This is a genomic window from Lacinutrix sp. YIN62 (assembly GCF_057219185.1).
On record NZ_JBXVVH010000011.1, the window covers coordinates 41568 to 63605 of the forward strand.

The 22038-nt window shown below is 31.5% G+C and carries 17 protein-coding genes; 9 read left to right on the forward strand and 8 right to left on the reverse strand.

The window, feature by feature from the left end; genetic code table 11:
• The first annotated feature begins 3 nt into the window (after positions 1-3).
• The 8 genes from coaE to AC2D8I_RS08990 all read left to right on the forward strand — a co-directional run bounded on the left by coaE (position 4) and on the right by AC2D8I_RS08990 (position 11692).
• On the forward strand, positions 4-603 hold the full coding sequence (gene coaE, locus AC2D8I_RS08955) for a dephospho-CoA kinase (RefSeq protein WP_484705662.1): 600 nt from the start codon (positions 4-6) through the stop codon (positions 601-603).
• Positions 604-666: 63 nt separating this feature from the next.
• Positions 667-2235, forward strand: a complete 1569-nt coding sequence (locus AC2D8I_RS08960) for a sensor histidine kinase (protein ID WP_484705738.1) — start codon at positions 667-669, stop codon at positions 2233-2235.
• 5 nt (positions 2236-2240) lie between these two features.
• Positions 2241-2948, forward strand: a complete 708-nt coding sequence (locus AC2D8I_RS08965; RefSeq protein ID WP_484705663.1) for a response regulator transcription factor — start codon at positions 2241-2243, stop codon at positions 2946-2948.
• A gap of 600 nt (positions 2949-3548) precedes the next feature.
• Positions 3549-3983: a hypothetical protein gene (locus AC2D8I_RS08970; protein ID WP_484705664.1), complete on the forward strand. Its 435-nt coding sequence runs from the start codon at positions 3549-3551 to the stop codon at positions 3981-3983.
• A 121-nt stretch (positions 3984-4104) separates the two neighbouring features.
• Positions 4105-6360: a TolC family protein gene (locus tag AC2D8I_RS08975; RefSeq protein WP_484705665.1), complete on the forward strand. Its 2256-nt coding sequence runs from the start codon at positions 4105-4107 to the stop codon at positions 6358-6360.
• A gap of 28 nt (positions 6361-6388) precedes the next feature.
• On the forward strand, positions 6389-7474 hold the full coding sequence (locus tag AC2D8I_RS08980) for an efflux RND transporter periplasmic adaptor subunit (protein ID WP_484705666.1): 1086 nt from the start codon (positions 6389-6391) through the stop codon (positions 7472-7474).
• A gap of 21 nt (positions 7475-7495) precedes the next feature.
• Positions 7496-10615 (forward strand): efflux RND transporter permease subunit, encoded by a 3120-nt coding sequence (locus AC2D8I_RS08985; protein ID WP_484705667.1) that lies wholly within the window; start codon positions 7496-7498, stop codon positions 10613-10615.
• A 414-nt stretch (positions 10616-11029) separates the two neighbouring features.
• Positions 11030-11692, forward strand: a complete 663-nt coding sequence (locus AC2D8I_RS08990) for an ion channel (protein WP_484705668.1) — start codon at positions 11030-11032, stop codon at positions 11690-11692.
• Positions 11693-11746: 54 nt separating this feature from the next.
• Here AC2D8I_RS08990 and miaA read toward each other — a convergent pair whose 3' ends face one another.
• The 8 genes from miaA to AC2D8I_RS09030 all read right to left on the reverse strand — a co-directional run bounded on the left by miaA (position 11747) and on the right by AC2D8I_RS09030 (position 21117).
• Positions 11747-12667: a tRNA (adenosine(37)-N6)-dimethylallyltransferase MiaA gene (gene miaA / locus AC2D8I_RS08995; RefSeq protein ID WP_484705739.1), complete on the reverse strand. Its 921-nt coding sequence runs from the start codon at positions 12665-12667 to the stop codon at positions 11747-11749.
• A 34-nt stretch (positions 12668-12701) separates the two neighbouring features.
• Positions 12702-13532 carry an ion transporter gene (locus AC2D8I_RS09000; protein WP_484705669.1) on the reverse strand — a complete coding sequence of 277 codons (831 nt, stop codon included), beginning with the start codon at positions 13530-13532 and terminating at the stop codon, positions 12702-12704.
• 14 nt (positions 13533-13546) lie between these two features.
• Positions 13547-15505 (reverse strand): transglutaminase domain-containing protein, encoded by a 1959-nt coding sequence (locus AC2D8I_RS09005; RefSeq protein WP_484705670.1) that lies wholly within the window; start codon positions 15503-15505, stop codon positions 13547-13549.
• Positions 15505-16866 carry an exonuclease domain-containing protein gene (locus AC2D8I_RS09010; RefSeq protein ID WP_484705740.1) on the reverse strand — a complete coding sequence of 454 codons (1362 nt, stop codon included), beginning with the start codon at positions 16864-16866 and terminating at the stop codon, positions 15505-15507. Before AC2D8I_RS09010 ends, AC2D8I_RS09005 begins: the two co-directional genes overlap by 1 nt.
• 58 nt (positions 16867-16924) lie before the next feature.
• Positions 16925-17596 carry a YggS family pyridoxal phosphate-dependent enzyme gene (locus tag AC2D8I_RS09015; protein ID WP_484705671.1) on the reverse strand — a complete coding sequence of 224 codons (672 nt, stop codon included), beginning with the start codon at positions 17594-17596 and terminating at the stop codon, positions 16925-16927.
• 65 nt (positions 17597-17661) lie between these two features.
• The gene (locus AC2D8I_RS09020) at positions 17662-18900 is read right to left on the reverse strand and encodes a DUF1015 domain-containing protein (RefSeq protein ID WP_484705672.1); all 1239 of its coding nucleotides are present in this window, start codon (positions 18898-18900) and stop codon (positions 17662-17664) included.
• Between the two features lie 267 nt (positions 18901-19167).
• Entirely contained in the window at positions 19168-20055 is an 888-nt protein-coding gene (locus AC2D8I_RS09025) for a 3-hydroxyacyl-CoA dehydrogenase family protein (RefSeq protein ID WP_484705673.1), read from the reverse strand.
• A gap of 102 nt (positions 20056-20157) precedes the next feature.
• Positions 20158-21117, reverse strand: coding sequence for a Gfo/Idh/MocA family protein (locus AC2D8I_RS09030; protein WP_484705674.1), 960 nt, complete (start codon positions 21115-21117; stop codon positions 20158-20160).
• Positions 21118-21385: 268 nt separating this feature from the next.
• On the opposite strand from AC2D8I_RS09030, the gene AC2D8I_RS09035 reads away from it, so the two are divergent.
• Complete coding sequence (locus AC2D8I_RS09035) at positions 21386-22027, forward strand: protein-L-isoaspartate(D-aspartate) O-methyltransferase (protein ID WP_484705675.1); 642 nt, start codon at positions 21386-21388, stop codon at positions 22025-22027.
• Positions 22028-22038 lie beyond the last annotated feature (11 nt).

Below are 22038 nucleotides of genomic sequence, written 5' to 3' on the forward strand. Positions count from 1 at the left end.
GTTATGATCACAGTAGGACTTACAGGAGGCATAGGAAGTGGAAAAACCACAGTCGCAAGAGCATTTGAAGCCATTGGAGTTCCTATATATATAGCAGACAATGAAGCAAAGGCATTAATGAAGAGTTCTAAGGCTCTAAAAAGAAAACTAATAAAATTGTTTGGAGAACAAGCCTATATAGGAGATGAATTAAATAAAACTTTCTTAGCTCACAAAATATTTAATGATAAATCTTTATTGGAACAAATGAATGCGATAGTACATCCTATGGTAGAACAACATTTTATAAAATGGAAAAATAAACAAACAACACCATATATTATAAAAGAAGCGGCTATTTTGTTTGAAAACGGGAGTTATAAGAATTATAATTTTATAATAACGATTGTAGCTTCAGAAGCAATAAGAATAGCACGTGTGTTAAAACGCGATGATACCACAAAAGAAAAAGTATTATCTATTATTAAAAACCAATGGAGTGATACCGAAAAAGTAAAGAAATCTCATTTTGTAATCGAGAATAATAACCTTGAATCTACTAAAAAACAAGTGTTAAGCATTCATAAAAAGCTTATAGAGTACAGTTCCAACCATAAATTTTAACATTTTTGTTAATGTAAGGTTAAATCGAGGGATTGCTAAATGTTAAAATATTAATTTTGAATGATGAGTAAAAAAGTGTTTCTGGTTTTAGTCATTCTAATGAGTTTGTCTTTAATAGGGATAATCTTTGTGCAAGCCTACTATATAGTAAATTCCGTTAGAAATGAAGAACGCCAATTTGTTTCTAATGTAAAAAAAGCATTAACCTTTGTATCTAAGGAGATTGGGGATGAGGAGTACAAAGATCATATCTTTAAATTAAGAGAGCTAATAGAACAGGGTGTTGAAGTAAATATAGACACAACAGCTGTTCTTAATCTCTATATAAAACAAGATAAGGAAGACACCAATGAAACACTCATATATAAAAATGGTATTTTAGAGGAAAACTATAAGTTATCCTCAGGGCTCTTTGACATAGGTTTGGATAGTACGAATATAAAACGCATTATCAATGAAAGCGAAACCACTATTTATAGAACAGGCGATTTAGATAAATCCAATAAGACAGATGCAATGTTGTCTCAGATAGGAAATATAACAAGAACGCAAGATATTATATTTGAAACACATTATAATAATTTTGCCTATAGAAAGCCTATCCATAAGCGGGTTAGTAAAGAAAAAATAGACCGTCTTTTAAAAATTAAATTACAGGAAGACGATATCGATATAAATTATGAATTCGCTATATATAGTAATGGCTTAGCAACAAAAGTACAAACAGAAAATTTTGAATATGAAGATGCTAATTTTAGTGTCCCTTTTTTCTATAATAAAAAGGATGCTAGTAATTATTTATTGTTGGTAGATTTTCCAGAACGGAAAAAATTTATTTTATCATCTATTACAACAATGCTAATATTATCTATAGTTTTTACATCAATAATAATATTGGCATATTCTAGTGCTTTATTTCAATTGATAAAACAACGTCAAATTTCTGAAATAAAAACAGATTTCATTAATAATATGACCCATGAGTTTAAAACGCCAATCGCAACAATAAACTTAGCATTGGATGCGATTAAGAATCCAAAAATTATAGATGATAAGGCTAAAGTAATGCGTTATCTTTCTATGATTAAGGAAGAGAATAAACGCATGCATGCCCAAGTAGAAAATGTACTCAGAATATCCAAACTTGAAAAAAATGAGCTCAATATAAGTAAGGAAAGAGTAAATATTAACGACTTAATTGAGGACGCCATTTCTCACGTGGAGTTAATAATAGAAGATAGAGGAGGGACTATCGAGACCAATTTAAAGACAGAAAAAACGTCTGTCTTGGCAAATGAGACTCATTTTACTAATGTATTGGTTAATATACTAGATAATGCTATTAAGTATTCAGTAGAAGCACCAATAATAGAGGTTAAAACAGAGATTGTTGGAACAAATATTCTCATAAAAATAAAAGATCAAGGTAGCGGAATGAGTAAAGTTGCTCAAAAGCGAGTTTTTGAAAAATTTTATAGAGAACATACAGGAAATATACATAATGTTAAAGGTCACGGTTTGGGGCTAGCTTATGTAAAAAGAATTGTAGATGACCATCATGGTCATATATCAGTAGAAAGTGAAAAGGAAAAAGGAAGCATATTTACAATAAGGCTTCCGCTAATATCGTAATTACTATGGAAGAACAACAAAAAAAAATACTATTAGTTGAAGATGATCCAAATTTTGGAACGGTCTTAAAGGATTATTTGATTATGAATGAATACGAAGTTACACATGCTAAGAATGGTATGGAAGGCTTTGAAAAATTTAAGAAAGACGATTTCGATCTATGTATATTGGATGTTATGATGCCTTATAAAGATGGATTTACCTTGGCAAAAGAGATTAGAGAAAAAAATACAGATGTTCCTATCGTATTTTTAACCGCTAAGGCAATGAAAGAAGATGTCCTGAAAGGTTATAAAGTAGGTGCCGATGATTACCTTAATAAACCTTTTGACAGCGAAGTGTTGTTAATGAAGATAAAAGCGATAATGCAACGTAAGGCAACCGAAACTGTTACCGATAGTAAACAATTTGAATTTAAAATAGGTAATTTTGATTTAAACTCAAAACTACGGTTTCTTAAGTTTAAAGGAGGCGAACCTACAAAACTATCTCCAAAAGAAAATGAATTGTTACGTTTGTTAGCGTTACATGAAAATGATTTAATGCCAAGAGAATTAGCATTGACGAAAATTTGGAGAGATGATAATTACTTTACTTCTAGAAGTATGGATGTTTACATTGCTAAGCTACGTAAGTATTTAAAGATTGATGATAAAGTAGAAATATTAAATATTCATGGCGAAGGGTTTAGGTTGGTTGTAAACCATGAATAAACCTTGTCTTATTATAAAAATGTGAATCCTAGATAACCTTGTTATCTAGGATTTTTTATTTTGAGCTATAACCTAGTTATAAATAGTTTTTAATGTAATTACTATAAGTAATAATGGCTGTGAAATAAAAATCTTAAGGCCCTCTACCTCAAAAGAAATACACTTCTTTAAACAGCCTATATCGTATTCATAATATGGTTTCCTATTAATACTTTTTTCAAATACGAAATACAGAAGACAGTTACTTACTTTCTACTTACCTAATATAAATTTACACTGTAAAATGGCTGTAATTTAGACCCTTTTTTTACTTTAAAAGCACTTTTAAGCAGTTGTTTTTATAAAAAAAAAGTAAAAATAAATAGGCCAAAAAATCACTTAATTACTGCTCTCAACCTTATACTAAAAAATAAAGTATTTATCAGTGTTTATAATGCATTTTCGTGCTTTTTATCTTGTAAGTATTTATAATTAAACAGGTTGTGTTTTTTAAAAAAAAATAGGATTAAGCATTTTAAAAAAATAGAATGGCTCAAAAATAAAATTATATTTTGTTTCTATTTACGGAAACAATATTGTATTTTTAGTAAAATTATGATTATGAATGACTTAGTGGAGTTATATGTCTTAGCAGTTAAAGACGATAATTATCCTCCAGTAGCAAGTAAAATTCTAGGATTATTTTTTACCTCAAATCAAAAGCATTTTACTTTCGAGGAGTTAATGAAAGCAGTAGGCGCTAGTAAGGGGGCCATTAGTAAAGCCTTAACTTTTTTACTAGAGAAAGAAAGAGTTAATTCTGTAATATTAAATAATAATAGACGAAAACGTCATTTTTATTTAAATACAGAAGGATATGTAGAAAGATTACGGCATGTAATAGATATATATCAAATACAAATACATCTATTAAAAGGAACTCTAGAAATGCGAAATACCCAAAATAAAGAACTTAACCAGTTTATAGGTAGTATTATAGATTTTTATACTGAAATATTAAACATTGCCGAAATAAAAATAAAAGAACACTTTTAGGAATTTTCCATAGATAATAAATAATCGCTTTAATCTAATGAAAAAACACATCACACTGTTATTAATTCTGATCAGCTCAATAATTTTTGCCCAAAAAAAAAGTTATAATATTGGGATTTTAATGGATAATCATACCATTGAAACAGAACCCATATTAGAGCAATTAAAAACACAAATAAAAGCTGTAGTTGGTGAAGATGCTACTATCCATTTTCCCAGTAAGAGCACCCTAGTCAATAATTATAATTTACAAAAAGCAGAGGCTAATTACGCTACATTATTAAATAATGATACAGATATCATTTTAGCTTTTGGAGTAGTTAATAATAAAGTTATAGGGGAACAAAGTAGCTATCGAAAACCAACCATTCTATTTGGTACAATAAATCAAGATCTAAATCAGATCGATTTAGATAAAAAAACATCTGGTATTCGAAATTTTACATTTTTAATACATCCTAAATCCTTAAAAGAAAATTTACTAAAATTTAAAGAGTTAACAAATTTTAAAACGGTAGGGATTGTAATAGAAGAACCTTTGGTTGATATGCTACCGTTAACCGAAGCTTTAGATGCCGCTTTAGAAGGACAAGAGGTTACCTATAAAATTATCCCCTATACAACAATAGATGATATTACAAAAAATATAGACGATATAGATGCAATCTATTTTGCGGGTGGTTTTTTCTTAACTCAAGAAGAAGTAAAACAATTGTCTCAAATATTTATAGAAAAGAAATGTCCCTCTTTCTCTTCTTCAGGAATAGAAGATGTAAAAGAGGGAATGCTAGTAACATTGCAAGGCGAAGATGGATTTAATCAATTTTCACGTAGAGTTTCATTAATTATTGAAGCTTATATTGGCGGAACACCGCTCTCTGAAATGCCGATATCTATTGAAGTAGATGAAAGACTAACAATAAATTATAATACAGCAAAATCAATTGGAGTACCTATAAAATACAGTTTAATTGCTACGACCGATTTTGTAGGAGAATTCAAAAGCTCACTTTCAGAGCAGCAGTTTGATTTACTAGAAGTTATAGACTTAGCACTGGACTGTAACTTAACCTTACAGTCTTCTCAAAAAGAAGTGGAAATTAGCGAGCAAAATATAAGAACAGCAAAAAGTAGCTATTTACCACTTTTAACAGCAACGGTTAATGGAATATATACCGACCCTGAGTTGGCTGAAATTAGCAGAGGTCAAAACCCAGAATTCCAAACAGGTGGTAATTTAACCTTACAGCAAACCATTTATTCGGAGTCAGCTAGTGCAAACATTACTATTCAAGAAAATCTTCAAAAAGCACAGCAAGAGAACTTTAATGCAGAGCAATTAAATATCATATTTGACGCTTCCAGTATCTATTTCAACACTTTAATTTTAAAAGCTAATGCACAAATTCAATTACGCAATTTAGATCTAACAAAAAAGAATTTACAAATTGCAGAACAGAATTTTGATGCCGGTCAGTCTGGTAAATCAGATTTATTGCGTTTTAGAAGTCAATTGGCACAAAATACGCAAACTATGGTAGAAGCAGGAAACCAGCTGGAACAGAGCTTTGTGAGCCTTAATCAGTTATTAAACAATCCTGTTTCTGGCGACATCGATATTAAAGATGTTACATTAGATGAAGATATATTTGAACGCTACAACTATAGTCAGATGATCGATTTATTAGACGATCCAACATTAAGAGAACCGTTCATTATGTTTCTCATTGAAGAAGCCAAGGCAAACGTACCAGAATTAAAATCCCTAGAATATAATTTAAAAGCCGCCGAGCGTAGTTTAAAATTAAGTAAATCAGGACGATTTATACCAACCGTTGGACTACAGGCACAATACAATAGTGTGTTTAGCAGAAGTGGAGAAGGTAGCACGCTTCCGCTAGGGCTATCTTATTTAGATGAATATTATAATGCCGTTTTAGATGTATCTATACCTATATTCAATAGAAATCAAAATAATATTAATGAGCAAATAGCGACTATTCAACAAGACCAATTAAATATTAATAAAGAAAATACAGAGTTGTTAATTGCGTCTAATATGAGAGCTGGAGTTTTAGACATTATCAATCAAATTTCAAATATTGAGTTATCAAAAATTTCAGAAGAAACAGCTAAAGAGGCTTTAGATTTAACACAAACATCCTATTCAAGTGGTGCCGTAAATATTATACAATTATTAGACGCACAAAATAACTATTTAAATGCCCAACTCGCAAGAACTAATGCGGTGTATAATTATTTAATAAGTGCATTACAAGTCGAGCGTTTTCTGGGGTATTATTTCTTACTAAATACAGAAGAAGAAAACGAAGCCTTTACGCAACGCTTTTTAGAATTTATGAACACACGTAATTAATCAAATAACCAAGACAAACATGTACACTATGAAATCCATAAAAAAAATAGTAACACTCACATTTATAATAATGGTTTTATTTTCCTGTGCTAAAGAGGAAAAAGAAGAAGTGAAATTGGTTAGAACTATAGAATACTATGAAGTAGGCTATTTAGGAGGAAATAAAATTAGAACTTTTAGTGGGACAGCAAGAACGGAAAAAGTAATCAATTTAAGTTTTCGTAGTACAGGAATTATTACCGAATTCGATATTAAATTGGGGCAAAAGGTTAAAGAAGGACAATTAATAGGGAAATTGGATAATGTGCAAGCTCGATTGGCTTATGAACAAGCCATTACACAATTAAATAGTGCTGCCTCACAAATGAATACCACAAAATTGAGCTTAAACAGAGTACGTGCGCTGTATGAGAAGGGGAGTTCATCATTAAGTGATTTTGAAGCCGCTAAAAATGCCTATAAAACAGCTCAAGAAAGTCATGAGTCGGCAAAAAGAGGCGTCTCTATTCAGCAAGAACAAATACGCTATGGCTATTTGTACGCTCCAGAAAATGGTGTGATTTCTGAAGTAACAGCAGAAATGGATGAAAATGTAAGTCCAGGTCAAACAGTAGCCACCTTAAATGCTGGTACAGCTATGGAAATTACATTTGGGATCCCCGAAAGTATTATTAATGCAATAAAGGAAGGAATGATTGTAGATGTCGATTTTTCATCACTAGGCGAAGAGAAATTTAAAGCAAAGGTTACCGAAGTCGCTCCTGCGGTAGATAATAATACGGCTACATATCCTGTGAGGGTTACAGTAATAAACCCTAGTGATATTATAAAAAGTGGTATGGCAGCAAATGTTTCTTTTGATCTTGGAGAACAAAAAGCAGATAATAAAACGCTTGTCGTTCCAACAAATTCGGTAGGAGAAGATGGCAAAGGTAATTTTGTCTTTTTAATAGATGAAGATAATACGTCGATTAAAGTAGAAAAACAAAAAGTCGTTATAGGAAAATTAACAACAGATGGTTTTGAAGTGAAATCCGGATTGTTTGTAGGGCAAAAAATAGCTACGGCAGGGTTACAAACTTTGCTAGATGGGCAAGAAGTTAAATTACAATAAGTTTAAATAGATACTAACCATATGAATTTAGCAAAATTTTCCATAGATAAAGATAGAATAACCATAACCATATTATCAACCATAATGATTATGGGGCTATATATGTTTTCTGACTTGTCAAGAGATAGTATGCCTCCATATGTTGTTCGAACAGCATCTATAGTTTCTTCTTTTCCTGGTGCAGGCCCCGAACGGGTAGAACAATTGGTAACAGACAAAATTGAAAAAGTAGCACAAGAGCTCCCTGAACTAAAAGAGGTAACTAGTACCTCACGTTCCGGATTATCGGTAGTTGTTGTAACTTTAATAGATGAAATTCCAGAAGAGAAAATACAATCTGTTTGGGACCGTTTGCGGCGAAAATTAGAGGCGCTAAAAGGGTTGCCTAATACCGTAGAACCAGATTTACAAGATGATGGCACAGGTGATGTTTACGGAATTGTAGTAGGACTAACCTCAGACGGGTACAGTTATGCAAAAATGAAGGATTATGCAGACGATATTAAAGATGATTTAATAAAATTACCTTCTGCGGCTAAAGTTGTTTTAGGAGGCGTACAAGAAGAACGTGTGTTTGTGGAATTTGATAACACCCGTTTGAAGGAATATGGATTATCATCTGAAAAATTGCAGCAAATGATTTCCTCTACTAATATTTTAAGCTCAGGAGGCGAGGTTAATGTAGGAAATGAAAGTATTATTTTAGAGCCTACAGGTAATTTTAATTCAGTCGATGATATCAGGGAAATGTTAATTTCGGTTGGAGACGATGGATCACAATTGGTAAAACTTGGAGACATTACCACAAGCATAGAAAAAGGATATATTTTCCCTCCAACTCAAAAAGTATTTATGAATGGACAAGAGGCCTTATCTATTCACGTAAACCTTAAAGATAACGCCAATGTTATTCAATTGGGAGATGAAGTTGATCAAGTGGTGCTTGAATGGGAAAAGATATTGCCAGTCGGATTAGAAATAGTTAGAGTATCATCATTAGATACTTACATTGAAAATAAGGTCAATAATTTTGTTAGTAATTTGATGCAGTCTATCGGGATTGTTTTGGCTATAATGCTTATTTTCTTAGGGTTTAGAACGGGAATGGTGATTGCGAGTTTAATTCCTGTAGTAACGATCATGACCTTGATGATTATGGGGGTTATAAAAATGGGCTTGAATCAGGTAACATTAGCAGCCTTAATAATGGCTTTAGGAATGTTAGTTGATAATGCAATTGTGGTAGCGGAAACCATTATGGTAAAAATGGAACAAGGTATTGATAAAAAAACAGCAGCGGTTGAAGCTTTTTCTGAGTTGTGGATGCCCTTATTAATATCAACGTTAACAACATCTGCAGCATTCTTAGCATTCTATATGTCGCCAACATCAATGGGAGATATCGTAGGGCCAATTTTTGTTGTAATTACCATTGCCCTAGCTGCTTCTTGGTTAATTTCATTAACAATGGTGCCTTTATTTTGTTTTTTGTTTTTAAAAATGGAGCCTAAAGGAAAAAAGAAACAAAGTTTAATAGATAAAACGATTAATAAATTAAAGGAAGGGTATAAGGTTCTTATTTTAAAGGTTCTATGTTATAGGTGGATCGTGATTATTAGTACAGCAGTTGCTTTTGTGGTTTCTATATACGGTTTTACTAAGGTTGCATTTGTATTCTTTCCCGATAGTGATCGTAATATGATTACTATTGATATCAATTTACCTTCAGGTACAAAAATTGAACGTACAGAAGAAGTTGTTCGTGAGTTAGAGCAATATATGCTAGATTCATTAAAAACAAATGAAACAAGAATCCATGGTATAGTTGATTGGTCTGCTTATATCGGGCAGGGACCTGAATCTTATGATTTAGGGTATTCGCAGGATGAAACTAATTCTAGCTATGCTCATATATTAGTAAATACCTCTTCTTTTTTAGAAAATAAAGCAGTCATAACGAGAGTAAATAACTATGCCTTTAATAGTTTTCCAAATGCAGATATTAAAGTAGGGGCATTAGGAGCAGGAGGAAGTGGTACGCCTATAGAAATTAAAATCTCTGGAGACGATCCAGACGAATTAGCAAAAATAGCAGAAACGGTTAAATTAAAATTATCAGAAATTCAAGGTACTAAAAATATAAAAGATGACTGGGGGGCAAAAAGTAAAAAGTTTTTAATCGAAATAGATCAAAACAGAGCACAAACAGCTGGGGTGAGTAGTCAAGATATTGCAACGTCATTAGAAACAGCAATAGATGGTGTAAAAACTGGAGAATATCGGGAAGACGATAAATCTATTCCAATCGTTATGCGTAGTGAAGCTAATAAACAACAATCATTAGAATCATTAGAAGCTTTAAACATATATGCTCAAGGATCAGGTAAGAGTGTCCCTTTATTACAGGTGGCTACTATTATTCCACAATGGCAATATTCCAAAATTAAGCGATTAGATTTAGATAGAACTATTAATATCTCTAGTGAATTACAGCCCAGTGGGAATGCCTCTGTTATTACAAAAGAAATCACACCTTGGTTAGAAGAACAAGCTAAAAATTGGCCTCATAAATATGTTTATGAATTTGGAGGAGATGCCGAAAGCTCAGCAGAAAGTATAGGCTCTGTAGTCTCCTATTTACCTTTTTCAGGTTTTATTATTGTTATGCTTTTAATTATACAATTTAATTCCTTTAGAAAAATGTGTATGGTTATATCTACAATTCCTTTAGCCATAATTGGAGTTGTAATTGGGTTGTTACTTTTTAGAGAAGCTTTTGGCTTTATGCCTTTTTTAGGAGTCATATCTTTAGCTGGAATTATAATAAATAATGCTATTGTACTTATAGATAGAATGGAAATAGAACAAAAAATGGGACGTAAAGACCAAGATGCAGTAATTACTGCTTGTATACAACGTTTTAGGCCTATTTTATTAGCAACTTTAACCACTGTTATGGGGTTAATACCATTATATTTGAGTGGCGGAGAAATGTGGGAAGGTATGGCCATAAGTATTATGTTAGGGTTATTATTTGGGACTGTTATTACTTTAATTTTTATACCAGTGTTGTTTAGTTTATTATTTAAAATAAACTATAAAGGCTATGTGTTTGATGAAAAGTTAATGGACGAGTCATAACTTGTAATTAAAATATATATTAGATAATATACTTCTCTTTAATTACTTATGATAATATAAAATCTTAAGGAGGAGTATAAATGGCATGTGTATTCAATGGCTTATAATGAAAGTCTTAGTCGTAAAATACATTTTGTTTATCTAACTGAGACCTTAAAATGTATCATATCTAAGACTTTAGTTTCTAAAGCTAAATATGAAGGGAAACTATGGTATTACTGAAAAGAGAAATCGCTATTAGTAAATCATACTCAAAAGTGAAACGGTGTTATATAGTAGAAGTTTGAAGATTTAAGAATTTTACATTAAATTTGACAGGTAGATTCAGCTTGAAATTCATATATAAACGAAATGATTTGTGATAGCGCTACTCAGTCTTTTTTAACAGGCAGCGTTTATTTTACACTCTCAAGAATGATAAAGAAATTATATAATTATCGATTTGAATTTTATTTCGTTAGCCTATTACTCATTCTATTTGGATCGTTACTTTTTCCAATGCAATTTTTTCAGGAAAAATTATTTCATGTTTTATTTCTTGTTAATATTATAGCAGGTGTTGTATTACTATTAAAACGGAAGAAACTATTGTGGTTTTTTATTACTTTATTTATAGTCTTTCTTATTCTTTTTGGGCTTAATGCAATGCAAAATAATCTTAATAATGATTATTTGTACTTTTTATTTGGACTATACTTTTTGTTTTATATTGTTGTAACATTGTCGATAATAAAACAAGTCTGGAGAGCAAAAAAAGTAACTAGAAATGTCATTATTGGTTTAATGAGTGGCTATATTTCGCTAGGTTTAATAACATTTTTTCTTTTTATAGCCATTGAGTTACATTCTGAAGGAGCCTTTGGAGGATTAATATTCGGGATGCCACTAAATTCAAAAATAGATTCATTATTATATTATAGTTATGTTACGCTTATGACTATTGGCTATGGGGAGATATATCCAATAACTCCAATTGCTCAAAAAGCAGCGATTTTAACAGGATTGTTAGGGCAATTTTATATTGTGATTATTACGGCTGTAGTAGTAGAAAAATACATTAAGCATTCAGAAAAGTAATAGGTACATTGAAGTCTTAGAGAGGGCTATAATTTTCTTTTGTTGACCATTATATTACAGTTCTTTTTTTATAGTATCAATTAAATTGGCAATAGTATAGTTATAATCAAACCAGTACGTGTTTTTATTTCGTTTAAACCAGGTAAGTTGTCGTTTAGCAAAACGTCTAGAGTTTTTCTTTATTTCTGAAATAGCGAAATCTAAAGTCCAATCTCCATTAAGGTAATGAAATAATTCTTTGTAACCTACCGTATTTAAGGCGTTTAAATGTTGTTTAGAACGTAATGTGTTTACTTCTTCGAGTTGCCCATCTGCCATCATAAGATCTACCCGTTTATTTATACGCTCGTAAATAATAGCTCTATCGGCAGTAAGTCCTATAGTGATCGTTTTAAAAGGTCTTTGTCCTTTTTCTTTATTTAAAAATGAGGAATAAGGCTGCCCTGAACCAATACAAACTTCTAATGCACGAATTACACGTTGAGGGTTGTCTATGGCTATAGTGTTGTAAGCTATGATATCCAAAGTTTTTAACTGATCTTGAAGGGGCTTTAAACCACTCGATTTTAACTGCTCATTTAATTGAGTTCTAATCGTTTTGTCGACTTCAGGAAAATAATCTAAACCTTTTATAACCGCATCTACATATAAACCAGAGCCTCCAACCATAATGACAACATCTTTTGTTTTAAAAAGAGCCTCTAAGCATAGTATGGCATCTTTTTCAAAAGCACCAACATTATAAATACTATCCTCTATAGATTTGTGATGGATAAAATGATGTTTAGCTTGTGACAATTCGTAGGCAGTAGGTGCTGCAGTACCAATTTGCATTTCTTTGAAAAATTGGCGAGAGTCAGCTGAAATAATTTCGGTTTTGAAATGCTGTGCTAATTTTATACTTAAACTTGTTTTTCCTATCGCTGTAGGACCAACAATAGAAATTAATGTTTTATGTGGATGAGACTGATTGATTGTGTCGTGTTTTATTATATATTATGATAAGGATTTATTTCCATAGTGGATCTCCACATTTATAGCAAAATTTAGACGAGTCTTTGTGCCCCTCAACAGAACAACTTGGGCAAGATCGGGTATTACTAGGTGTTGCTATTTCTGAAGTTTTTGCTATTTCAGAAGAGACAATACCCGTAGGAACCGCGATAATACCATATCCTAAAATCATTACTAAAGAGGCTATAAACTGCCCAATAGGCGTTTGTGGTGCGATGTCTCCGTAACCCACAGTTGTTAAGGTTACTATGCACCAATACACACTTTTGGGAATGTTTGTAAAACCGTTTTCTTGACCTTCAACCAAATACATGATAGTTCCTAGAATAATAGAAATAATAATAACAGCAAATAGGAAAACAGAGATTTTAACACGACTAGCCTTTAATGCTACAATTAATTTATTTGAGGCGCCTAAATAACGTACTAACTTTAGTACTCTAAAGATCCGTAGCAAACGAAGAGCTCTTAAAGCAACTAATGCATGTGCACCAACAAATATTAAAGATAAATATTTAGGAATGGTCGATAATAAGTCAATAATCCCATAAAAACTGGTAATATACTTTAACGGCTTTCTTATTGAAATTATACGGGCAATGTATTCTATGGTAAATAATATAGTAACCACCCATTCTCCAATATCCAACAGGGTGTTGTATTTAATATTTATACTATTAACACTTTCTAGCATAACCAATGCAATACTAGCTAAAATGAAGTATAGTAAAATGACATCAAATAACTTTCCTGCAGGGGTATCTGCCTCATAAATGATCTCATAAAGCTTGTCTTTCCAGTTCTTGCTAGATATTTGTTCATTCATATATTAAAGATAGCTTATTTTTTGTTAAGTACAATTAATGTGTTTTTTTGGGTATTTACAATTGAAGCAAAAAAAGATTTTAGATAGTCATAATAAATAGCGGGGTATATAGCTTCATAGATGCTAAATTTGAATAAAATAGTAATAATACCATTATCTTGTTTAGAATTAAAGACTAAGATTCCAGAATTGTCCGGCAATTTTTGAGAGAAACTTTCAGGGAGTTCCTCCACATCATACTGGTCTTTTAAATCCAAGCTCACGGAATAAAGATAAGTCCTTTTGTATCCAAAATCTATGGGATAAGTTCTTTCTTGAAGTTTAAGCGGATTTTTAGTAAATTGCTTTATTATAAAGGGGTTAAGGTATATTTTATCTCCTATAGTTTCTGTTTCTAGAGTAAAATCTAATGTTTCTTGAAACTTATTAATGTTTTTATCTGTAGTAATATCATGAGACGTAATGCTTAGATTGGAGTATTTATCTTGAAAATTTTTAAGATATTCTTCACTATTAGTATAATAAGATTTTCTTGAAGATAAGGCAGGATATCCTGTTTTTGTAGATTTTATGTTACCTGTTAAAGTGTCGTTTTCTAAACTTAATTTAACTTTCAAAAATTGCTTCGACAGCTTGGAATTAATGGGAAGCCAAGAGCTCCCTTCTTTAAAGTCTAAAAGGCGCCCGTATTGATTAAGACATTTAAAAGGGATTTGTCCAAAAGTTAAGTAATCATCTACAGCATCTAATAGATAAGTTTTATTTCCAATACTTGCTTGAACTAATACATAATTAAAATCGGTAATAACAGGGTAAACTTTGGTGGCCAAACCATTTGACCTAGTAGAAACCAAAACAGGTTTCACAGGGATGTTATTTTGCTTAAGAAGGTTAAAAAGGAGTAGGTTTATTTCAGATGCCCTTCCAGATTTTGTTTTTATTAATTTTTTTAAAGAGACGTCTTTAAAGATGTTGTATTCTTTATTCCAAGTGTAGGTTTCTTGAACATATTTTAAAATAGCTTTAGCTTTTATTAAAGGATCTGTCTCATTGGTTATTGAAGGATTTAAAAGCGCTTTAACCAGATGTTCCTTGTTTAATTGTTTACCAATGGACTGTTCTGCTTTTAAATCTTTGTCTACGGTTTCCCATGTTTTTGTATAATCTTTAGTGTAGCCATCAAAGCCTCTATGAATTTTTAATTCATAATCTATTCTTGCAAGATAATTGTTTCGGGTTGTCATAAACTCTTCATCAACAAATGCAGGAATATCCTTCATTATATAAATAGAATTAAAGCAATCTGCATTATTACCATTGCCAACAATCAAACAATTTTTCTTTAGTTTGGATTCATTTTTATATAATTTTTTTCCTCCTATTAGCTTAATATTATATTCATAATTTCCAGGAATACTAGCACTATATTCGCTGTGTAACTTGGGGATCTCACTTTGGAATTCCCATCCTTTGTATTTAAACATAAAAGGCGATTCTATAGTATAACTATATGTAATCACTGCACCTTCTTTTATATTTGGAAGTGTGAATTTTATAAACGTATGGTTCTTATTATATTTTTCTGTGAATATTTGTTTCTTTACAAGGGGACTTTTTTCTACAACACCATTTATTATATTAGTTGTTGTACCTGTAATTTTAGAAATTTTTTCTTTTAAACTGCGATTATCATTATTGTAAAGGTCTACGGTAATATTTGCTTGATCAAAACCATTTTTATCTAATATTTTTATCTTTCGTTTAACTTCTGTTTTTAATTTAAATGAGCTTTGATCAATATAAGAATTTCCAGATTCATATATTACAAGCGCATTAGCCGTTGAGTCTTTTTTAAAAGTTTTGATCTCAAGATCGTTTTTTGAAACGTCATAGCTTTCCGAACTAAAGCTTGTTTGTGAGAAACTATTATAAATTGTAAAAAGAATAAAAAAGGGAATAAATAGGGATTTCATTAAAAGGTTAAAATTTTTAAGCGTTTATTTTGTCTTAAATAATGTTGTATGATATGTTGATTATCTTTGTTGTTTTCCATTGGTGTTATAATGGATTCTAATACTTCAATATTGTTTATTTGATAATTTAAATTATAGAAGCCTAGGCCTTTAAAGATGCCATTTTCTATTAATATAGCACTACGTTCGTCAAGCTCTCTCCCCCGATCTATAATGACCATATTTTGATTCTCATAACTGTTTTTAGCGATTAGCTTTTGTACCTTTATATTGTAAGTCTCAGCAGGTTCTTCCAAAAGGCAAGCACCTTCACATTCTTTTATTTCATATTTAAAACATTGATTTTCGGTCTTATATAAACCGACTAGTTTTTGACAAAGTTGAAATTTTTCAACGGCATTGAATAAGAATGTTTTTGCGCTTTGTTTGTTACTAAAAGTTGTGATAGATTTTTTCCTGCCATCAGCTTTATCAATTTTTAAATTAATATAACCATTGTCATCTACAAAGCTATAAAGTGCATAGTTAAATAACCGTCGCCTCATAGCACGATTATGAAGTGGTCTATTTAATTTTATTTCTTCACTTTCTTTTAAAAGCGCTACTAATTCACTTCCAGTCGTTTCATAAGTAACAGTGGCAACTTGCAATTGTATTTTTTTTGCTTTTGAATTTGTACCAGTAAAATGCTGATTGACCCTTTTTTTTATGTTTTTGCTCTTTCCTATATAGATGATTTTTCCGTTAGCATTGTGTATATAATAAACACCCGTAGCTGAAGGGAGGTCGTTAACAATATTGATAAGTCTAGGTGTTATTCGTAACTTTGGCGATTTACGAATAGAATTTTGAATAATCGTTTTTTCTACATCTTTGGCCATTAAGAGTTTAAATAACTTTACCGTAGCCAATGCATCTCCAGAAGCACGATGCCTATCTGTTACAGGAATGCCTAATGAACGCACCAATTTCCCTAGACTGTAAGACGGTTGATCGGGAATTAAACTCTTAGATAGTTCTACTGTACAAAGTGTTTCGCGTTCAAAAGTAAACCCTAAACGATTAAACTCTGTACGTAAAATTCTGTAGTCAAAGTTGGCATTATGCGCAACGAGTATGCTATCTTTTGTAATTTCTACAATACGTTTTGCTACCTCATAAAATTTAGGCGCATTACGAAGCATATTACTATTGATTCCTGTTAAATTAACAACAAAAGGCTGTATCTCTCGTTCAGGATTTATCAAGCTTATAAACTGATCGACAACTTCATGACCATCATATTTGTATATGGCAATTTCAGTTATTCCTTCTTCATTAAATTTCCCTCCAGTGGTTTCTATGTCTACTATCGTGTAAATACGCTATTCTATTTATAAGATTATGGAGCAATTTGATATGCTTTAGTGAAACGAAACACTAATTTATGTAGTTTCTCAAGCCAAATATACTACTTCCTACTCTAATCATTGTACTTCCTGATGTAATTGCTAATTTGTAATCGTTACTCATTCCCATAGAAATGACTCGTAATGGACTATAATTAGGGGCTAAAGGTTTTAAATGCTCGAAAGTCGCTTTAAGGGTATTAAATTCACTTTGTACTTGAGTTTGGTCGTCTGTAAAAGTAGTCATTCCCATAATTCCTACAATGTTTGTATGATGACACTCGGCATAGGCTTTGGACTGTAAAATAGTAGTTGCTTCTTCTGGAGACATTCCAAATTTAGAGTCTTCTGAGGCAATTTTTATTTGTAACAAGCAATCAATTACTCTATTGTGTTTTTTTGCTTGTTTATTTATTTCTTCTAACAGCTTTAAGCTTTCTACACTATGAATCAAATTTACAAAAGCGGCCATATACTTCACTTTATTACGTTGTACATGTCCAATCATATGCCATTCAATATCTTTGGGCATTACTTCATATTTAGCTGCCATTTCTTGAATTTTATTCTCTCCAAAAATACGTTGCCCAGCATTATAAGCATCCATAAGGATTTCTACTGGTTTTGTTTTGGATACAGCGACTAATGTTACATGTTCAGGAACTGTAGATTGTATTTTTTCAAGGTTTTCTGCGATACTCATAATGTGGTCTGCGATAATGATTTTAATTATTATATATATTTAAAACAAACGGTAATGTTTATAATTTAAAATTCATAAATAGTAACTCCACTTCTTAATTTAGGTTCAATATAAGTGCTTTTAGGAGGCATTTTTAAGCCATCGTCTGCAATCTTTTTTAACACATTAATGGTTGCAGGAATCATACCGAAACCAACTTTAAATTCTCCATCATCTATTTTGCTTTTTAGATTTATAATATCTTTTTTTCCACTTTGGTAATCAATGCGAGTGTCATTACGTAAATCGGAAATCCCTAAAATGGGATTTAATATCGTTTTGTAAAGTAACTGTGCATCGAGTTCGTCTAGAGATGTTTCAAATTTATAATTGGTTTTACGTAAATATAGAGAATAAAATTCCCCATCTAGATACATGCTAAAATGATGTTTTTTTGAAGGTTTATATGGTATTAAACCCCTATTTTCAATACGGTAAATGGTATCTAATTGAATAAGAAACTCTTCTTTTGTTAATCCGTTTAAATCTTTAACCAAACGATTGAATTCATGAATTTGCAATTCAGATTCAGGAATAAGATAACTCATAAAGTAGTTATAGTTTTCTGTTCCGGTATGGTTTTTATTTAGCGATTTTAAATCCTCACATAATAATTGAGATGAAGACGACCTGTGGTGTCCATCGGCAATGTATAAGGTCTCCATTTCTTCAAAAGCCTTAACGATACTGTTTATATGTTCTTCGTCTTCTATTTGCCATAGATAATGTGTATCTCTATAGGTTGTTGTAAATTCAAATTCGGCACGTTGTAATTGTATTGTTTTTAAAATATTAGCAATAGCAGTATTATCTGGATAGGTGAGTAGTACCGGTTCGGCATTGAATCCCACTGTTTTTAAATAATCTTTAAAAACAGACTCTTTACTGGTTATGGTGTCTTCATGTTTTTTTATGATATCTTTTTCATAATCTTCAACACTTGCAGCCGAGACAATACCATTAAATATTTGTTGCTCTCTATTTACAATTTTGTAAATATAAAAAGAGGCTTTTTTATCTTGAATAAAAACGCCGTCTTCTTTGAATTCTGAGTACCTATTCTTTACTAGTTGATACCGTTCTTTTCCTGAAATTTCCTTATCGTATTTATAACCTGGATTAACAATATGCAAAAATGAAAATGGATTGTGATCTAATCGCGCTTCACGTTCAGATTGGGTATAACTTTGATAGGAACGAGAAGCCACCAGACTAACTTTATCTCGTGTAGGCCTTACTGCTTTGAAAGGACGTATTTTTGCCATAATCGATCTTTATTTTCGTTACTTTTTTTATGTTAAAGAGGCGCGTTGAAATAATCGTAGGAAGCAGAAGCGCTTGTATGTTCTAAAGATAAGAACTCTTTTCTTATTTTATTAAAAAAATACAAGCGCTTAGTTATTCTAATACCTTATTAATAAGCACTTATTCATCGTTTACATAGCGTCTTCAATAATTAAGTCGTCTAAGGTTTCTATGACTTTATGTTGTTGGTTTTTTAGTATAAAACTTTACTTAATAGGAAATAACTATTATGAAAATTGCTTTGCAACGTGTTCTGCTTTTCTACTATTACTATAATCGTAAAAACCTTCACCAGATTTAACTCCTAGTTTCCCTGCGTTAACCATATTAACTAATAATGGGCAAGGGGCGTATTTAGGGTTTTTAAATCCGTCGTACATTACATTTAAAATAGATAAACAAACATCTAATCCAATAAAATCTGCTAATTGTAGCGGCCCCATTGGGTGAGCCATTCCTAATTTCATTACGGTATCAATTTCTTGAACTCCAGCAACACCATTGTATAAGGTTTCAATAGATTCATTAAGCATAGGCATTAAAATTCTATTGGCAACAAATCCAGGGTAATCATTTACTTCTGTAGGAATTTTGCCTAGTGTTTTACTCAATTCCATTATTGTTTGAGTTACCGCATCACTTGTATTATAACCACGAATAATTTCAACCAGTTTCATAATAGGTACTGGATTCATAAAATGCATTCCGATAACTTTTTCTGGCCGCGTTGTTATTGCTGCAATCTGAGTTATAGATATGGATGATGTATTGGTTGCTAGGATTGTATCTTTAGCACAAACTTCATCTAATTGTTTAAATATTTTTAGTTTTAAATCTAAGTTTTCAGTAGCAGCTTCAACAACTAAATTCGCCTGCTCTACGCCACTAGCTACATTCGTATAAGTTGTAATGTTTGCTAATGTTTGTGTTTTATCGGCTTCAGAAATCTTGTCCTTTGCAACCATTCTGTCCAAGTTTTTGGTAATGGTTGCCAAACCCTTTTTTAAAGAGTCTTCACTAATGTCTATAAGTTGAACTTTAAACCCAGATTGTGCAAAAGTATGCGCAATACCATTTCCCATAGTACCTGCTCCAATTACTGCTATATTTTTCATTCAAAAATTTATTTTTATTCTCACAACAATGAGAATCGTGTTAATTATAGTATAGAATTATGGACTGTATAAAAAATAGGGACAGTCTCTAAATAAGTTGTTTTAAAATTGATTTATAATCATTGTCGCTACACGCAAAGCTTCTGTACCATCATGTAGCGTCACTATAGGTGTTGTATTATTAGTAATAGCTGTTGCAAAGGTCTCTAATTCATCCATAATAGCATTATTTGTAGAGATTTCGGGGTTGTCAAAATAAATTTGCTTTTTAATGCCCTCAGCATTTTGTAAGATCATATCAAAATCACCAGGATTCGTTGGTGCATCTTTCATTTTTACTACTTCACATTTTTTTTCTAAGAAATCTACAGAAATGTAAGCATCACGTTGAAAAAAACGTGTTTTTCTCATGTTTTTTAATGAAATGCGGCTAGCTGTTAAATTGGCAACACAACCATTAACAAATTCTATTCTAGCATTTGCAATATCTGGTGTATCACTAATAACAGAAACACCACTTGCCGAGACATGCTTTACTTTAGATTTTACTACACTAAGAATAACATCAATATCATGTATCATTAAATCTAATACAACAGGCACATCTGTACCACGAGGATTAAACTCGGCTAAACGATGCGATTCAATAAACATCGGTTTGTCTAATTGTTCTTTTACAGCCATAAAAGCGGGATTAAAACGCTCTACATGTCCCACTTGTCCTTTTACATTATGCTCTGCTACCAGAGCACGTAAGGTTTCTGCTTCCTCGACAGTATTTGTAATAGGCTTTTCAATAAAAACATGTTTTCCTTTGGCTATGGCTTGTTTGGCACAGTCATAGTGGGAAAGCGTAGGAGTTACAATATCTACAACATCTACGGCTTCTATTAAGGCATCGATGGTATTGAAATATTTATAACCAAACTCAGTTTCAACTTTTTTGGCATTGGCTTCATCTGCATCGTAAAACCCGATAAGGTTATATTTTTCAGATTGATTAAGAAGTCTTAAATGAATTTTTCCAAGGTGTCCAGCACCCAATACTCCAGCGTTTAGCATTCTGATTTATGTTTTCAACAAAAATAGATTTTTTCTCTTAATTTGAAGACTTAAACATAGAATAATTACTAGTTTTTTAAGTGAAATTTAATTGTTAATATTATCATTTTTTATGCTTGTATTTATTTTACAATAGCGATTTTAGTGTTTAAAAAAAGCTAATATCTTGTTTTTTAATGCCTCTGAAACATCGCTTTCGGACTTTCATGGAATGCAGTATTTTTAATGTGTTTTGATAAAAATATTATATATTTTTGCACTTCAATTTATGAAAGATACATTTAGACATAAAGGACTACGATTACAATTGGTTTCTGTACTGAAATCCAAAGGAATAACTAATGAAAACGTGCTAAAAGCGATTGAGAAAATCCCTAGACACTTGTTTATGGATTCTAGCTTTTTAGATCATGCATATCAAGATAAGGCGTTTCCTATTGCCGCAGATCAAACCATTTCACAGCCTTATACAGTCGCTTTTCAAAGTGAATTACTAGAGGTTAAGAGAGGAGATAAAGTTTTAGAGATTGGAACAGGAAGCGGTTATCAAACAGCAGTGCTTTGTGAGCTTGGAGCAAAGGTTTTTAGTATTGAAAGACAACAAGAGTTATTTAAAAAAACAAGTAATTTTTTACCTAAATTAGGCTATCGGGCTAAAAAACTTATTTTTGGAGATGGTTACAAAGGGATGGTAGAAGAAGCGCCTTTTGCAAGTATTATAGTAACAGCTGGTGCCCCTTTTGTACCCAAGGCTTTATTAGCACAATTGGAAATTGGAGGGCGTTTGGTTATACCTGTAGGTCAAAACGTACAAACTATGACGCTATTTGTTAGAAAAGGACCAAAAACATTTGAGAAAACAGAACTTGGAGAATTTCGTTTTGTGCCTTTGTTGGAAGATAAAAATTAAAACACTTCTTT

What these genes read in the sequence shown, in the direction of transcription:
- coaE (WP_484705662.1), top strand. Translation starts at nt 4, where the DNA reads ATGATCACAGTAGGACTTACAGGAGGCATAGGAAGTGGAAAAACCACA.
- AC2D8I_RS08960 (WP_484705738.1), top strand. Translation starts at nt 667, where the DNA reads ATGAGTAAAAAAGTGTTTCTGGTTTTAGTCATTCTAATGAGTTTGTCT.
- AC2D8I_RS08965 (WP_484705663.1), top strand. Translation starts at nt 2,241, where the DNA reads ATGGAAGAACAACAAAAAAAAATACTATTAGTTGAAGATGATCCAAAT.
- AC2D8I_RS08970 (WP_484705664.1), top strand. Translation starts at nt 3,549, where the DNA reads ATGAATGACTTAGTGGAGTTATATGTCTTAGCAGTTAAAGACGATAAT.
- AC2D8I_RS08975 (WP_484705665.1), top strand. Translation starts at nt 4,105, where the DNA reads ATGGATAATCATACCATTGAAACAGAACCCATATTAGAGCAATTAAAA.
- AC2D8I_RS08980 (WP_484705666.1), top strand. Translation starts at nt 6,389, where the DNA reads ATGAAATCCATAAAAAAAATAGTAACACTCACATTTATAATAATGGTT.
- AC2D8I_RS08985 (WP_484705667.1), top strand. Translation starts at nt 7,496, where the DNA reads ATGAATTTAGCAAAATTTTCCATAGATAAAGATAGAATAACCATAACC.
- AC2D8I_RS08990 (WP_484705668.1), top strand. Translation starts at nt 11,030, where the DNA reads ATGATAAAGAAATTATATAATTATCGATTTGAATTTTATTTCGTTAGC.
- AC2D8I_RS09000 (WP_484705669.1), bottom strand. Translation starts at nt 13,532, where the DNA reads ATGAATGAACAAATATCTAGCAAGAACTGGAAAGACAAGCTTTATGAG.
- AC2D8I_RS09005 (WP_484705670.1), bottom strand. Translation starts at nt 15,505, where the DNA reads ATGAAATCCCTATTTATTCCCTTTTTTATTCTTTTTACAATTTATAAT.
- AC2D8I_RS09015 (WP_484705671.1), bottom strand. Translation starts at nt 17,596, where the DNA reads ATGAGTATCGCAGAAAACCTTGAAAAAATACAATCTACAGTTCCTGAA.
- AC2D8I_RS09020 (WP_484705672.1), bottom strand. Translation starts at nt 18,900, where the DNA reads ATGGCAAAAATACGTCCTTTCAAAGCAGTAAGGCCTACACGAGATAAA.
- AC2D8I_RS09025 (WP_484705673.1), bottom strand. Translation starts at nt 20,055, where the DNA reads ATGAAAAATATAGCAGTAATTGGAGCAGGTACTATGGGAAATGGTATT.
- AC2D8I_RS09030 (WP_484705674.1), bottom strand. Translation starts at nt 21,117, where the DNA reads ATGCTAAACGCTGGAGTATTGGGTGCTGGACACCTTGGAAAAATTCAT.
- AC2D8I_RS09035 (WP_484705675.1), top strand. Translation starts at nt 21,386, where the DNA reads ATGAAAGATACATTTAGACATAAAGGACTACGATTACAATTGGTTTCT.